This is a genomic window from Thiomicrorhabdus immobilis (assembly GCF_021654855.1).
GTDB classification, from domain to species: domain Bacteria; phylum Pseudomonadota; class Gammaproteobacteria; order Thiomicrospirales; family Thiomicrospiraceae; genus Thiomicrorhabdus; species Thiomicrorhabdus immobilis.
Window position 1 is genome coordinate 456,087 of sequence record NZ_AP024202.1, and the last position, 14,167, is coordinate 470,253.

Annotated in this window: 11 protein-coding genes; 7 read left to right on the plus strand and 4 right to left on the minus strand. The window is 43.8% G+C overall.

Annotation, left to right across the window (positions count from 1 at the left end; translation table 11 throughout):
* The first annotated feature begins 47 nt into the window (after window positions 1–47).
* The 5 genes from L6421_RS01965 to L6421_RS01985 are packed head-to-tail and all read left to right on the plus strand — an operon-like array spanning window position 48 to window position 5,207.
* On the plus strand, window positions 48–1,394 hold the full coding sequence (locus L6421_RS01965; protein WP_237262294.1) for a hemolysin family protein: 1,347 nt from the start codon (window positions 48–50) through the stop codon (window positions 1,392–1,394).
* Window positions 1,387–2,754 carry a magnesium transporter gene (gene mgtE, locus L6421_RS01970; RefSeq protein WP_237262295.1) on the plus strand — a complete coding sequence of 456 codons (1,368 nt, stop codon included), beginning with the start codon at window positions 1,387–1,389 and terminating at the stop codon, window positions 2,752–2,754. The genes L6421_RS01965 and mgtE overlap by 8 nt, the downstream gene beginning before the upstream one ends.
* A 12-nt stretch (window positions 2,755–2,766) precedes the next feature.
* Window positions 2,767–3,195, plus strand: coding sequence for an ATP-dependent zinc protease family protein (locus L6421_RS01975; RefSeq protein WP_237262296.1), 429 nt, complete (start codon window positions 2,767–2,769; stop codon window positions 3,193–3,195).
* Window positions 3,195–4,106: a 30S ribosomal protein S6--L-glutamate ligase gene (rimK, locus tag L6421_RS01980; RefSeq protein WP_237262310.1), complete on the plus strand. Its 912-nt coding sequence runs from the start codon at window positions 3,195–3,197 to the stop codon at window positions 4,104–4,106. The genes L6421_RS01975 and rimK overlap by 1 nt, the downstream gene beginning before the upstream one ends.
* 3 nt (window positions 4,107–4,109) lie before the next feature.
* Window positions 4,110–5,207 (plus strand): succinylglutamate desuccinylase/aspartoacylase family protein, encoded by a 1,098-nt coding sequence (locus L6421_RS01985; RefSeq protein ID WP_237262318.1) that lies wholly within the window; start codon window positions 4,110–4,112, stop codon window positions 5,205–5,207.
* Between the two features lie 109 nt (window positions 5,208–5,316).
* Here L6421_RS01985 and L6421_RS01990 read toward each other — a convergent pair whose 3' ends face one another.
* The 3 genes from L6421_RS01990 to L6421_RS02000 all read right to left on the minus strand — a co-directional run bounded on the left by L6421_RS01990 (window position 5,317) and on the right by L6421_RS02000 (window position 11,139).
* On the minus strand, window positions 5,317–6,765 hold the full coding sequence (locus L6421_RS01990; protein ID WP_237262328.1) for an efflux transporter outer membrane subunit: 1,449 nt from the start codon (window positions 6,763–6,765) through the stop codon (window positions 5,317–5,319).
* A complete protein-coding gene (locus L6421_RS01995) occupies window positions 6,765–9,914 on the minus strand; it encodes an efflux RND transporter permease subunit (protein ID WP_237262336.1) in 3,150 nt (1,049 codons plus the stop codon). Before L6421_RS01995 ends, L6421_RS01990 begins: the two co-directional genes overlap by 1 nt.
* Before the next feature lie 61 nt (window positions 9,915–9,975).
* Window positions 9,976–11,139: an efflux RND transporter periplasmic adaptor subunit gene (locus L6421_RS02000; RefSeq protein WP_237262344.1), complete on the minus strand. Its 1,164-nt coding sequence runs from the start codon at window positions 11,137–11,139 to the stop codon at window positions 9,976–9,978.
* A gap of 144 nt (window positions 11,140–11,283) precedes the next feature.
* Here L6421_RS02000 and L6421_RS02005 point away from each other — a divergent pair, with 144 nt between their 5' ends.
* Window positions 11,284–11,907 (plus strand): TetR/AcrR family transcriptional regulator, encoded by a 624-nt coding sequence (locus tag L6421_RS02005; RefSeq protein WP_237262357.1) that lies wholly within the window; start codon window positions 11,284–11,286, stop codon window positions 11,905–11,907.
* A 38-nt stretch (window positions 11,908–11,945) separates the two neighbouring features.
* Here L6421_RS02005 and L6421_RS02010 read toward each other — a convergent pair whose 3' ends face one another.
* Window positions 11,946–13,340, minus strand: coding sequence for a patatin-like phospholipase family protein (locus tag L6421_RS02010; protein WP_237262380.1), 1,395 nt, complete (start codon window positions 13,338–13,340; stop codon window positions 11,946–11,948).
* 204 nt (window positions 13,341–13,544) lie between these two features.
* On the opposite strand from L6421_RS02010, the gene L6421_RS02015 reads away from it, so the two are divergent.
* A complete protein-coding gene (locus tag L6421_RS02015) occupies window positions 13,545–14,165 on the plus strand; it encodes a hypothetical protein (protein ID WP_237262388.1) in 621 nt (206 codons plus the stop codon).
* The last annotated feature ends 2 nt before the right edge of the window (window positions 14,166–14,167 follow it).

The following is a 14,167-nucleotide window of genomic DNA, read 5'->3' on the forward strand; positions in this document are numbered from 1 at the left end:
GTCTTAATAGCCGGTGAGCTACTTTATCCACTTAAGGAAAAAATACAATGGAAAGTTTGACTACGAGTGTAATTGTGATTGTGCTGCTTCTGATTGCCAATGGTTTCTTCGTTGCCGCAGAGTTTGCCTTGGTAAAGGTTCGTACCTTACGGGTTGAAAACTTGGCAAAAGAAGGTGGGGTGTCGGCTCGTTTAACCTTAAGGATTAAGCAAAATTTAGAGCCTTATCTAGCCGCTTGTCAGTTGGGTATTACCATGGCGTCACTTGGCTTGGGTTGGGTGGGAGAGCCAGCGGTCGCTAAGGTGCTCGAACCGTTGTTTCACTCTTTAGGCATGCCCGAAGAGATTTTGCATTTCAGTGCATTCCTGATCGGTTTCATCCTTTTTTCATCACTGCATATCGTGATTGGTGAACAGGTGCCAAAAACCTATGCGATTAGAAAGCCGGAGCCAGTATCCATGTGGGTAGCGATTCCCCTACATGGCTTTTTTATTATTAGTTATCCTTTGACTAAGGCTTTGAACTGGTCTGCTTCGAGTATTTTGCGCTCCATGGGGGTTAAAGAAGCGACTCATGAAGAGATTTTTAGCGATGAAGAGTTGAGTGAGATGATTGAGGCCTCTTCGGTTCACGGTAATTTGGACGGCAATAAGGCGGATATGATTCAAAACATGTTCTCTTTTGATAACCGTATCGTGCGTGACATTATGGTGCCACGTAGCCAAATCGACTGGATTGATATCGATAGCGACCCTGAAGAGATAAAAAAACAGATCATTGAATTGGGGCACTCACGTTTTCCGATTGTACGTGGTAATTTGGATGATATTGTCGGGATGTTGCTGGTTAAAGATTTATTGCATAGCAACTTGAATATCGAGGTGGAACGTACCTTGGATATTGAGCAACTTGCGCGCAAGAGTTTGATTCTTCCTGAATTCATGGGGTTGCAAAAAGCGTTTGATCAAATGCGCAGTGAGCGTAACCACATGGCATTGGTGGTGGATGAATATGGTGCTTTATCGGGGATTATCACCTTGGAAGATTTAATCGAAGAAATTGTCGGCGAGATTGCCGATGAACTCGATGATGAAGAGAGTTCCATTAAACGTTTAAAGTTTACCGTTGGTTTTGAAGTGAACGGTTTAACGGCGTTACACGATTTTGAAAAGCAGACCGCTTGTAAATTGAACGTGGTTCACAATGTGAGCACGCTTTCTGGCTTGATTATGTCCGAATTGAGTGAAATTCCTAAGATCGGCGATAAGATCGTGTATGAAGGTTGGGAGTTTACGGTAAAAAGTTTAGAGGGCAATCGCGCAGATAAAATATGGGCTATTATGTTGGACGATTCTCATAAGTCAGACAACGAAAAAGGGGAAGACGATGTCTAATGATTTATTTCCAGAAAATGTCGTAACGACTGAGGAGAAACTTCTTTATATCCAAGAACTTTTGGGTGAACAGCAAGAGAATCAAGTGTGTGAATTATTTAGCACACTTACCCAGCATGAGTTGTCGCATACCTTAGAATCATTTCCTTACGAACAGCGTAAGAAACTATGGGAATGTGTTCCTAATGAGATACGCGGTGCGGTTTTGGCGGATCTTTATGAAGAGGTTCGTAACAGCCTTTTGACGGGGGTTGAAGTTGCAGAAATTGCTGAAATCACCAAGGATTTGGATGCCCAAGATGCGGCTGAAATCTTAGATGGTTTAGCTGAGGAAATCGGTGCGGACGTCATCGAGCAGATGGATGAGGAACGCCGCGAAGAAGTTCAAGGGGTTCTCGCCTATGAAGAGGATGCGGTTGGGCGTTACATGCATACCGATACCGTCAGTATTCGAGAGAATGTCAAACTGGAAGTCGTACAGCGCTTTTTGCGCATGAAAGATGAAATTCAAAAAAACACCTTAGAGTTAATGGTGGTGGATGCGGATAATCGACTGGTTGGAACCTTACATGTCATTGATTTGCTCAAGAACGATCCGGATGCATTGGTGGTGGAAATTATGGAGCCTCCCGAGAGTGTGCTTGATACAATGTGCGCGATGGATGCGGCGAAATATATTCGCTCTAAAAACCACCATTTTGCGCCGGTTGTCACCGACTGTGGCGTATTGGTCGGTCAGTTAACCGCCGACGATGTTTTTGAGTTGACTTTGGAGGAATCTGAACAGACCGTGATGAATATGGCGGGTTTGGATGAGGACGAAGACTTGTTCGCTCCGGTTAAATCGAGTGTTCGTGGCAGAACGGTTTGGTTGGGTATTAATCTGGTTACCGCATTTTTAGCCGCATGGGTCATTGGAAATTTCGAAGCGGTATTATCACAAGTGGTCGCATTGGCCGTTTTAATGCCAGTGGTAGCCAGTATGGGTGGTATTGCAGGAAGTCAGACATTAACTTTAACCATTCGCGGCTTGGCCATGGGCAAAATTGGTGGTTCCAACCGTAAGTGGCTTTTCAATAAGGAGTTATGGATTGGCGTAATCAATGGCGTGGTCTGGGCTTTGGTGGTCGCGGTGATTGCCCATCTTTGGTTTGATGACGTTATGATCAGCACGGTCATCGGCTTAGCGATATTGATTAATATGGTGGCTGCAGCGGTTTCCGGTGTGGTTGTGCCACTGGTATTGAAAAAATTAGGTCAAGATCCCGCTTTGTCGGGAGCGGTTATATTAACGACGGTAACGGATGTGGTTGGATTTTTATCTTTCTTAGGATTGGCAACCATACTGATTCTGAATTAAAAGGGCTATATAATGTCTGAACGAGTTGGTTGGCGAGAGTGGGTTAAACTACCTGAATTAGGAATTAAACGTTTGAAGTGTAAGGTTGACACTGGGGCGAAAAATTCCGCTTTGCATACCTTTGATTTGTCTACTTTTGAACATGACGGTGAATTGTGGGTACGGTTTAGTATTCATATCGATGAACATGATTTGTCAAAGATTCAAACTTGTGAGGCCAAGGTCCAAGATATTAGAGATGTCACGGATTCTGGTGGAAATGTGACCAACCGATATTTTATTGAAACATTGATTGAGATAGGTGAACATAAAATTATGGCGCCGGTTTCATTGACGAGCAGGGATACGATGGCATTCAAGATGTTATTGGGGCGTACTGCTTTACGACAGGCGGGATTGGTAGTTCATCCGGCTAAATCTTATTTACAAGGAAAAAAATAATGAAAATTGCCATTTTATCTCGAGGACCAAAACTCTATTCAACACGTCGTTTGGTTGAAGCGGCTGAGGCACGTGGACATGAAGTTCGCGTTATTGATGCGTTACGTTGTTATATGAACATCAACTCGGTTCACCCAGAAATCCACTATAAAGGTGAGGTGTTAACAGGGTTCGATGCGGTTATCCCTCGTATCGGTGCTTCAGTGACTTTTTACGGTACCGCTGTATTACGTCAATTTGAGATGATGAATGTTTACCCATTAAATGAATCGGTTTCAATCAGCCGTTCTCGAGATAAATTAAGAAGTTTGCAGCTGTTGTCACGCAAAGGAATTGGCTTGCCGGTGACCGGGTTTGCACACTCTCCTGATGATGTGGATGATTTATTGAAAACGGTCGGTGGCGCGCCAGTGGTTATTAAACTGCTGGAAGGGACTCAAGGAGTTGGTGTGGTGTTGGCGGAAACCCATTCGGCCGCGTCTTCGGTAATCCAAGCGTTTAACGGCCTCAAAGCCAATATTCTTGTGCAAGAGTTCATCAAGGAAGCCGGCGGTGCCGATATCCGTTGTTTTGTGGTAGGTGGTAAGGTCATTGCCGCAATGAAACGCCAGGGGAAAGAGGGAGAATTCCGCTCCAACCTTCACCAGGGTGGTTCCGCTTCGTTAATCAAAATTACTGCGGCAGAACGAGCAACAGCGGTTAATGCCGCTAAAGCAATGGGCTTGAATGTCTGTGGTGTGGATCTACTGCGCTCCAATCACGGACCGGTCGTTATGGAGGTGAACTCTTCACCAGGCCTGGAAGGAATTGAAGGGGCAACCGGTAAAGATATCGCCGGTATGGTCATTGAGTTTATCGAGAAGAATGCCAATAAAAAAACCAATAGAACCCGTACGGTTGGTCACGGATAATTTATGCCGCAGGGTAAAGCGAATAACATTGTTCGTAAAGTGGTCCGTAACAAACCGATCACTATTGGCGACGTTACCGTCAATCCAGGCGAGCGTAAAACCATAGATTTAAAAGTCGGAAAACTCTATACCCATAGTGAATTAACCATGCCGGTTCAAGTTTGGTGCGGTAAGCAGGCGGGTCCTGTTCTGTTTATTAGTGCGGCGATTCATGGCGACGAGCTTAACGGTGTGGAGATTATTCGACGTTTGCTTAAGGTAAAATCGCTACAGCGTTTAAAAGGCACTCTGATAACGGTACCTATTGTAAACCTGCATGGTTTTATCAACCACAGCCGCTATCTACCGGATAGACGAGATTTGAATCGCAGTTTTCCAGGATCTAAATCCGGTTCGATTGCCGGACGTTTGGCCAATATTTTTCTGAATGAGATTGTTAAAAAGGCGACACACGGGATTGATTTGCATACGGGGGCGATTAACCGTACCAACCTACCTCAGATCCGTGCCGATTTAGATAATGAGATTGTGCGCTCGATGGCGGAGTCTTTTGGCTCGCCGGTCATGCTTAATTCAAACCTTCGAGATGGTTCTTTGAGAGCGGCAGCGGTCAAACAAGGCATTCCTATCTTATTATATGAAGCGGGTGAGGCTCTGCGTTTCGATGAGGTTTCGATTCGAGCGGGGGTGCAGGGCATTATCAATGTTATGCGCCATTTAGAGATGCTACAAAAATCTCGTAAGAAGACCGATAAGATTATTAAGCCGGTTGTGGCTCGTGCCAGTTTTTGGATAAGAGCGCCACAAAGTGGAATCTTTAGATCATTGGTGTCGGACGGTTACCGCGTTGAGGCGAATAAAACTTTGATTGGGGTGGTTTCAGATCCATTCGGAGAGGTTGAGGTTGAAGTCTATTCTCCGAATAGCGGTATCGTTATCGGACAAATGTGCATGCCTTTGGTCAATGAGGGTGAAGCGTTATTTCATATCGCGAAATTCGCGCGTAGTGATATTGCCGAAGGTAAGGTCGGGGAGTTCCAAGAAGAGATGCAGGACGATTCGAATCTGATGTATCCCAATGATGATATTCCGTCAATCTGATTTAACGGCTTAAGTTCTTAGGTTAAGCTTTTAGGTTAAACTCTTAGACTAAAAATAGATTAACAAAAAAGCATCAAATGATGCTTTTTTGTTTTTAGGGGCCGAGGTTTTAGCCTTTAATCGATGGATTTTTGGCGGTTTGGGTTTCCCAGTTGCCGCCTAATGCTTTATAAAGGTTCACCAAGGCGGTTGAATAAGTTAATTTAACCGCTACTTGTGACAGCTCGGCACTAAATAAATTGCGTTGTGCATCAAGCACTTCTAGGTAGCTTGAATAACCCGCATCAAAACGAGTTTGCGCCAAATCCAAAGTTTGTTGTAAAGCCGTTACCTGGTGTTGCTGTGCTTCCAGTTGTTTATAACTGCCTTCAAGTTGAGTCATCGCATCCAATACTTCCTTAAAAGCGGTTCTAATCGTTTGTTGGTATTGGATTAGCATCGCCTGTTTTTCTATTTCTGAAACCTCAACATTAGTTTGACGACGTCCATAGTCAAAAATGGGTGCATTGATGTCAGCCGAGGCATTCCAGTTGTTTGAACCGGCTGCAAACAGGCGGTTTAAAGCCTCACTTTGAAAACCTACCAGGCCTGTTAGGCTTATGGAAGGAAATAGAGCGGCTTTCGCCAAGCCGATATTGGCATTAGCGGCAATAAGCCGTTGCTCAGCGGCCAAAATATCCGGGCGGCGTTCCAGTAGTTCAGAAGGTAGGATATTCGGCAGAGGTAAACTTTCTATCAAGGTCAGTTTATTGGTCTGCAGCGTTTCACGGCTCATTGTCATTAAAGACTTGGGTGAGCGACCCACCAGTACCGCCAAAGCATGCAGTTGTAAGTCACGTTGTACTTGTTGTTGATTAAAAGCTAACTCAACCGATGCCAGTTCTGCTTCTGCTTGGTGAACACTCAAAGGTGTGACACTGCCATATTCAAGTTGGGTTTGGCGAAGTTCTAGCGCCTCTTTACGAGATTGCACCGTGTTTTCGGCAAGTTCAACATCTTGGTTCAATGCCATTAAATTTAAGTAGGCGTTGGCCACTGCGGCGCTGACCGTTAATTTGACTGTTTGGTAATCAGCCTGAGTGGCATTGAGATTGGCTTCAGCTTGTTGATTTAATGCATCGACCTTACCCCATAAATCGAGTTCATAACTTAACAAGGTACCAAGTGAAAAATTGCCGTAAGAGGTTTGGGTAAACTGGGGGTAGGCTTCATCACTGGTTTGAGTTCGCGACAAACCCGCTGTTAGGCCAATCTCAGGAAATCGCGAGGATTGGCTCTGTTTCAAGAGTGATTGTGCTTGTAGTAAATTCAATTTAGCTAAAGCAATATCACTATTGTGTTCTAAAGCTTCATCAATTAGCGTTTGGAGACTTTGATCGCCAGACAGTTGCTGCCACCATGATTTGTCATCGACATTCATCTGTAGCACCAATCCGGCATTTTCAGATGGCCATGTTTTTGGCAGTTCTGTCTTAGGGTGTTCATAGCTAGGGATTTGACTGCAACCAGCTATGAATAAAATAGGAACAAGGCTAGAAATCGTGATGAATTTTTTCATTATTTAGACTCCTTGTGCTGTTCAAAGTCGCGAGTGTTTTGGCTTTGTTTGCTAAAACGTTCTGAAAATCCTGCAATCAAACGGAAAAACATCGGTATAAACAATGGCGCCAATAAGGTCGCAGCTATCATGCCACCAACCAGGCCTGTTCCGACGGCCTCACGAGCGGCGGCTCCGGCTCCGGTACTCAAAATGAGTGGGACAGCGGCAATCGTAAACGCCAAAGAGGTCATCACAATCGGTCTAAACCTTAGTTTTGCAGCCATTTCTGCCGCTTCTGCTAATGACAGGCCTTCTTTGCGTTTCTGCATTGCAAATTCAACAATCAAGATGGCATTTTTGGCAGAAAGTCCAATTAAGGTTAAGAGCCCCAGTTCGAAATAGATATCATTTTGTAATCCGCTCAAGCCAACCGCAATCGCCGCGCCTAATACAGCGAACGGTACAGCCGTCAAAACGGCAAATGGAATTGACCAGCGTTCATATTGGGCGGCCAGAATCAAAAACACAAATAACAGCCCGAATAGGAAGGCTTGATTGCCCGTGTTTGCAGACTGCTTTTCTTGATAGGCTTCACCGACCCAGCCTAAAGAGTAACCTTGTGGCATGACTTCTTTAGCGGCTTCTTCAAAGGCTTGAATCGCCTGGCCTGAACTGTAACCCGGGGCAGGTTCTCCCATTAACTTGGCGGCGGGGAAGAGATTGAAGCGGTCAATAACATCCGCTCCAGTTAGGCGTTTGACTGTTACCAATGAACTCAAGGCAATCATGTCGCCCTTGTTGGAGCGTACAAAAACTTGAGAAAGGTCTTCCGGTTTTTCCCTAAAGTTAGATTCAGACTGTAGGTTCACCTTATAGATACGTCCATAAAGGTTAAAGTCATTCACATATAAACTGCCGAATGTGGCCTGCATGGCGGCAAAGACATCATTGATAGGAACTTGCATCGCTTGCGCTTTTTCACGATCTAACAAGATTTCGTATTGCGGAACCTTGGTCGAAAAAGTGGTGCGTACTGACGCAAGTTCTGGACGTGCGCTGGCTTTTGCAATCAGCTCTTCAGTGACTTTGTTAAGGGCTAGAGAACCATCGCCGTTACGGTTTTGCAGATAGGCTTCAAAGCCACCGGTCATGCTCATTCCCATAATGGTCGGCATGCTGATGGGAATACTGAAAGCATCCGGAATCGCCATTAATTTGCCGAAAAGTTGGCCGACAATCGATTGCGAACTCAGCTCGGGTGCTTGACGTTCATCCCAAGGCTCTAAACTCACAAAGGAAACCGCTGAGTTGGTTTTGAGGGTAAAGGTTTGTAAGTCAAAACCAGCAAAACTGATTGCATGGGCAACACCTGGATGATTGGTTAAGGCCTCGGATGTTTGGTCTCGAACTACTTCGGTTCTAGAAAGCGATGCCGCAGGAGGTAAGTAGTTTAAAACAAATAGAGTCCCTTTATCTTCTTGTGGTAACAGGCCTTTTGGCAAACCATTTAAAGATTGATAGGTCAATGCCAGCAGGCCTGTAAATAGCAACAGGCTGATAAGGGTGTAGCGCATAACGGTTCTGACACCTGCGGTGAAACCTCTAGTGAGTTTTTCAAAAAAGTGATTAAAACCTTTGAAGAATCGGTTGGATTCTAAATGACCTGCTTTAAGAATATTGGCGCATAATGCGGGTGTTAACGTTAATGCGACCATACCTGAAATGGTCACCGATATCACAATGGTAATGGCAAATTGCTGGTACATCTGTCCAGTCAAACCACCGACAAATGCGACCGGGATGAATACCGCTCCCAGAACTAAAACAATGGCAATAATCGGACCGGTTATTTCATTCATCGCCTTAATGGTCGCTTCACGAGGAGAAAGCTGTTCGGTCCGCATGATCCTTTCAACGTTCTCTACCACGATGATGGCATCATCGACGACGATACCTATCGCCAGAATCATTCCAAATAGGGTAAGTTGATTGATGGAGAAACCCAGTAGATACATACCAACAAAAGTTCCGATAATCGATACTGGAATAGCCAATACGGGTATTAGGGTGGCGCGGAAGTTTTGTAAAAATAAAAACACCACTAACACCACTAAAATCAAAGCTTCAAAAAGGGTGTAGATGACCTTGTTAATAGAGATTTTCACAAATTCGGTGGTGTCATACGGCACCGCATAACTCAATCCCTTTGGGAAAGACTCCGACAGTTCGGCAAGTTTGTTGTCGATCAGATCCGAGGTTTCTAAGGCGTTGGCCCCCGGTTTTAAAAACACCCCAATCGGTACGGTTGGCTTGCCGTCGAAGGTGGCGTTAAAGCTGTAATCTTGAGCTCCCAATTCAACTCGGGCGACATCTTTTAAACGCAGGGTTTCACCTTGGTTTGCCGCTCTTAAGATGATATTTTCAAATTGCTCAGGTGACGATAGACGTCCTTCGGTGGTAACGGTATAGGTAAAAGCCTGTGGGTTTGCCATCGGCTCTTGTCCAAAACGTCCCGCTGCAAATTGCGAGTTTTGTGATTGGATTGCCTGGTAAACATCATTGGGGGTGAGTTTGTATTGCGCTAATTTATTCGGGTCTAACCAAATACGCATCGAATAGTCTTTTGAACCGAATTGACGCGCTTCACCAACACCTGGAATACGGGCCAATTCATCCAAAACATTAATCAAACCATAGTTGGCAATGAATACGGTGTCTAAACTAGCATCGTCCGAATACAGTGAAATGACTTTTAAAATGCTTGATGATTTCTTGTTGACCTGCACGCCAATCCGCTGGACTTCTTGGGGTAATTTGCTTAAAGCCCCTTGTACTTTGTTATTGACATTAATATTGGCTTCTTCAATATCGGTACCAATCTTAAAGGTGACCGTTAAGGTCAAGGTTCCTGACGAGGAGGTTACCGAGTTGATGTAGAGCATGTTCTCTACACCGTTAATCGCTTGCTCCAACGGGGCCGCAACCGTTTCGGAAATGGTTTCCGCACTGGCGCCAGGGTAGGTGGCAGTCACAGCGACTTGGGGAGGCACGATTTCAGGGTACTCTGCAATAGGCAGCGATTTCATCGCCAAATAACCGGCAATGATGATGATTAGCGACAGTACGGAGGCTAAGACAGGGCGGTTAATAAAAAATTTAGAAAACATGCGGTATCCTTAAAAGCGTTTTATAGAATCAATTAAACTGTATTTTTCTTATTGAGCTTAATTAATGAACTGCCTGAGATTTTTCTGAGTCTGCTGGCATGATTTGTACAGGCGTTTTGGGACGTAATTTAATCAGGTTGTTAAGTACTACTTGGTCACCTTCTTTTAAACCAGACTCCACCAGCCAGTTATCGCCTTGTTGGTCTGCTAATTGCACCGGTAAAAGATCGGCAATGCCGTCTTTAACCACATAAACAAACGCTTGTTGCCCCATTTGTAAAACCGCTTTTTGTGGAATCACAAAAATATTTTTGCGAAGCGCATTCGTCACTCTTAAACGGACAAATTGACCAGGCAACAGTTGGAGTTTTTGGTTGTCGAATAGGGCGCGTGTTTGCACCCCACCGGTTGAGGTATCAATTTGATTGCCGACAAAGTCGACTTTACCTGAGGCAATGATTTGGTTTTGAGCATCAAGCAATTCAGCCTTCCACTCGGTTTGTTCAAGCAATTCAAGTTTGCCTTGTTGAGAAAGGGTCGTCATTTGACTGAAGTTAGCATCTGGTATCGCAAAAACCGCATGAATTTGCTCAAGTTGGGTTATGGTGGTCAATAAAGCATTTTCTGCGGTGCTTCCGACAAGGTTGCCAATATCTTGTTGTTTCATTCCCGTAACACCAGAAATTTGCGCCTTGACATCCGTGTAGTCTAAATCGATTTGTACCTCGTTTAAAGCCGCCTTTTGGCCTTCGATGGTGGCTTTTGCCAATTCCAAAGCGGAGAGTGCGTTATCGACCTCTTGTTCACTTACGGCTTTATTTTTGTATAAACCTTTGACACGTTTATATTCTCGTTCGGCTTTATTGTAGTTGGCCTGGGCAACAGCCAGTTCGGCTTTGGCTTTAACTACTGATGCACGGTATTTGCGGTCGTCTATTTTGTAGAGGCGCTGACCCGCTTTAACGATTTGCCCTTCGGTAAAAAATTTCTTTTCAAGAATGCCGCTTACACGAGCATAAACCTCGGTTTGTTGGGTGGCACGAGTACGTGCGGAATATTCCGAATAAACAGCAATATCTTGCTTATGTACGGTTTTTACGGCAACAGGAAGGGTTGGTTTGGCCGGTGCTTGCTGTGCGGCAAACAAAATAGAAGGCGCTAATAGTAAGCCTCCAATAATTCCTATCTTTAGGCGAATTTTTGAGCTAAAAACGGCTAATGACATAAATGCTTCCTTTGCAAAATAGTGGGATAGTTAAAGAAGTGTAGCATACACTACACTTTTATTTCAATCTTAATAACTGGGTTATTTAAAGTATAATAAGTCAAAATTTCATGCGGATCGAAATACAAAACAATGCCTAAAAATATGCAATTAAATATCGTTGAGCCCTCTAACAAGAGGGGGTTGGCACGACAACAAAAATTCTTGGAAGTTGCCGAAAATTTATTTTTAACGCACGGTTATGCAAATAGCAGTGTGAATGAAATTGTACGTTTGGCGGGTGGTTCTTTAGGCACTCTGTATCGAATCTTCGGCAATAAGTTGGGGTTGTTTGAGGCGGTTTTCAAACGCAAATCACTTGAAATTTTCAGCGAGTATAGTGATGGTGATTACTGGCACGATGATTTGGAGCAGAGTTTGTTCTTGTTTGGAAAGCATCTGCAGAGTGTGGCCTTATCTACCGATGGTCTTGCTATTTACCGTTTGGTTATCACCGAAAACAACGTCGATCAACAAGAAATCCAACGGATCTTTTATAAGTTTGGCCCGGAAGTCGCCATTAGCATGTTATCGAATTATTTGAAAAAGCATGTCGATGCAGGCCGTATCACATTGTTTGATGAGCGGCTTGCGGCATCACAGTTTCTAGAAATGGTAAAAGGTCCATTTATCCATAGAGCCTTGTTTGGTGAAACGATTTTAGATGAAGAGTTGGATTGCGCTTTAGAGCAAGCGGTAAAAATCTTCATAAAAGGCTGTTCTACATAGTTCTGTTAATCACTTTTCAACCGTTTTAAAAGCGGTTTTTATAAATTACCAGGCCTGGTAACTTTCGACTTGATCGTGACATCTTGGTCGCTGTCTAAATCTTGTAGTAGTAATTGAAATTGCAGATTGTTTTTAAGTAGTGATCGTCCGGCGCGAATCAGTTTGCTGATTTCGGGTTCAGTCAGTGTTAGGCTCGTTGGAATAAGGTTAAACTCGGCTTGCTCTTCTTGACTGGGGAGTTGTTTGAAGTTTAGCTGAATAAAGTGTGAATGAACCTTTTCTTGCGTGGTTGAAAGTTCATTGCTCCACTTGGTCAAGCTTTCCTCAAAAAGTTGTGTGGTTGAAATATTGTAACGATGGATTTGAATATCGGTCATCGCATCGACACTTTGTTTAATGCTCGGGCTTTTATTGGTCAAACGTATTGCTTTTGTGGTTTTCGTTGAAGCATCAACCGAGATGACAGCAATATGTTTGACGTTATGTTTACCGACTTGTTTCATAAATGCACTAGCACCTCCAGCCAGCTCAATCGCCTCATAAATCGCTCTTAATCCAAGGTTGTCACTGATTCCTCCGTCCACCAATTGTAGATAGGGGTAATACGAGTCGGTGTAGTTTTTCAAACCGTTAATCGTCTGCATCAATTCATAGTTGTTTTTTGCAATCTGCTCCAAACCGCTTAATTTTTTCTTGATCTTACTGTTACAAGGGTAGTAGTTTTTTAACACAATAGGGTTAAACACGACCGGTACTGCCGAAGAGGCTGTTACCGCTTTGGCAATAGAAAAGCTATTGATGTCGGAGCAAATGAGATCGAAATAATCTTGGGTGAATGAAAATCGTACGCCGTTACTTAAGTCGGTTGCACTGATGAGGATTAACGGTCGCCCTGGTTTGTTCAAATCCGCAAAAGTCGCATCTTTAAATATCGATTGATTATAGAGTTGCACGGCCATTTCAGTGCGGCCGGTATCCATAAACCAACGAAAAGGGTTTAACACGCCACTGATTAATTGCGATTCTATGTCTTGTTTCAGCATCACCGTTTCGAAGTCTTCAAAGGTTCGTTTGCCTTTAAGACCGTAATAGGCGGCAATAAAACTACCTCCCGATACAGAACTGATGATATCGACCTCATCTAATAGTGGAATAAGGCGATCTTGCAAGCGCACTTTGGTGTCGTTAAGTTCTTCGAGTACGCCATAAGCTAAAGCCGCCGCTCTTGTGCCGCCGCCTGAAAACGTGAGCACTAAGGCGATTTTACCTTGCGTTTTATTTTGGATAATCGATTGCATTGAGTAGGGTGGGGATGATGGTTGAGCATTCTTTTGCTGTTCAGCATTGCTGATAACACCATATGAAGAACAGCCTGAAATCAAACTTAGAAAAAGAGCGAAAATAGTGGTTTTTAAGCGAAATATGAACTGCACGATAAATGACCTGGTGAAAACGTTTGCGATATCTTATCACGTCTTTTGATAGCTTTAGTTAAGATGATAAGGGTGTGTTTTGATGGCGACTTAACGATGTAAAAGTTGATGTAAATGCAGACGGTAAAAAAGTGCAAATTTAATTGAATTAAACACTTTATAAAAATGGGGTTTGGCCGATACCTTTACTAGAGGTATCCAAGGATGAGAAACAATAAACCCGTCGCTCCAGCAGTTCGGTATTTTTTTAGACGTTTAGAAAAGCGTTCAGAGCAGATTCAAAAAGCCATTCACTCAGAGGCTTACTCAAAGCAAGAGGTTGAGTTTGATAAGGTTGAAGGTTTTTTTAGACAGATTATGACGCAGAATATTTTTATTCATACGGTTGGCTTGAATGGTAAGCATGAATCGACCATTTTATCTAAAGCCATTTTTAGTATGAATAGGGTGGTGCGTGTTTATTACAGTACCAGTTTTGACGAGAATCAAAGCGGTTTCATTCGTGTACGCCCAGATAGTGATTTGCAAGCGATTGTGGTCGAGCGTTTACATGGTTATCGCCCGACTCCTGAAACGCTTTATGTGAATAGCCAGCAATGTCATATTATCCGTTTTATGGTGCGTTGGTTGATTCGCCGTATCGATTGGGATAAGACTAAGCTAAATAATCTAGACCTCTATAAACGTTTTCTTGAAGAGCAGCAGATGGAGATTGAGGCAAAAATAGCCGAAGCGGCCGCCAAGCAGGAAGAAGAAGAGATTAAGAGAGCGTTAGAGAAGCATCAGGCTGTCGGCAATCGTCGCAGGAAAATCCATGCGAATTAAAT

What these genes read in the sequence shown, in the direction of transcription:
- rimK (WP_237262310.1), top strand. Translation starts at nt 3,195, where the DNA reads ATGAAAATTGCCATTTTATCTCGAGGACCAAAACTCTATTCAACACGT.
- L6421_RS02000 (WP_237262344.1), bottom strand. Translation starts at nt 11,139, where the DNA reads ATGTCATTAGCCGTTTTTAGCTCAAAAATTCGCCTAAAGATAGGAATT.
- L6421_RS02015 (WP_237262388.1), top strand. Translation starts at nt 13,545, where the DNA reads ATGAGAAACAATAAACCCGTCGCTCCAGCAGTTCGGTATTTTTTTAGA.
- L6421_RS02005 (WP_237262357.1), top strand. Translation starts at nt 11,284, where the DNA reads ATGCAATTAAATATCGTTGAGCCCTCTAACAAGAGGGGGTTGGCACGA.
- L6421_RS01965 (WP_237262294.1), top strand. Translation starts at nt 48, where the DNA reads ATGGAAAGTTTGACTACGAGTGTAATTGTGATTGTGCTGCTTCTGATT.
- mgtE (WP_237262295.1), top strand. Translation starts at nt 1,387, where the DNA reads ATGTCTAATGATTTATTTCCAGAAAATGTCGTAACGACTGAGGAGAAA.
- L6421_RS01975 (WP_237262296.1), top strand. Translation starts at nt 2,767, where the DNA reads ATGTCTGAACGAGTTGGTTGGCGAGAGTGGGTTAAACTACCTGAATTA.
- L6421_RS01985 (WP_237262318.1), top strand. Translation starts at nt 4,110, where the DNA reads ATGCCGCAGGGTAAAGCGAATAACATTGTTCGTAAAGTGGTCCGTAAC.
- L6421_RS01990 (WP_237262328.1), bottom strand. Translation starts at nt 6,765, where the DNA reads ATGAAAAAATTCATCACGATTTCTAGCCTTGTTCCTATTTTATTCATA.
- L6421_RS01995 (WP_237262336.1), bottom strand. Translation starts at nt 9,914, where the DNA reads ATGTTTTCTAAATTTTTTATTAACCGCCCTGTCTTAGCCTCCGTACTG.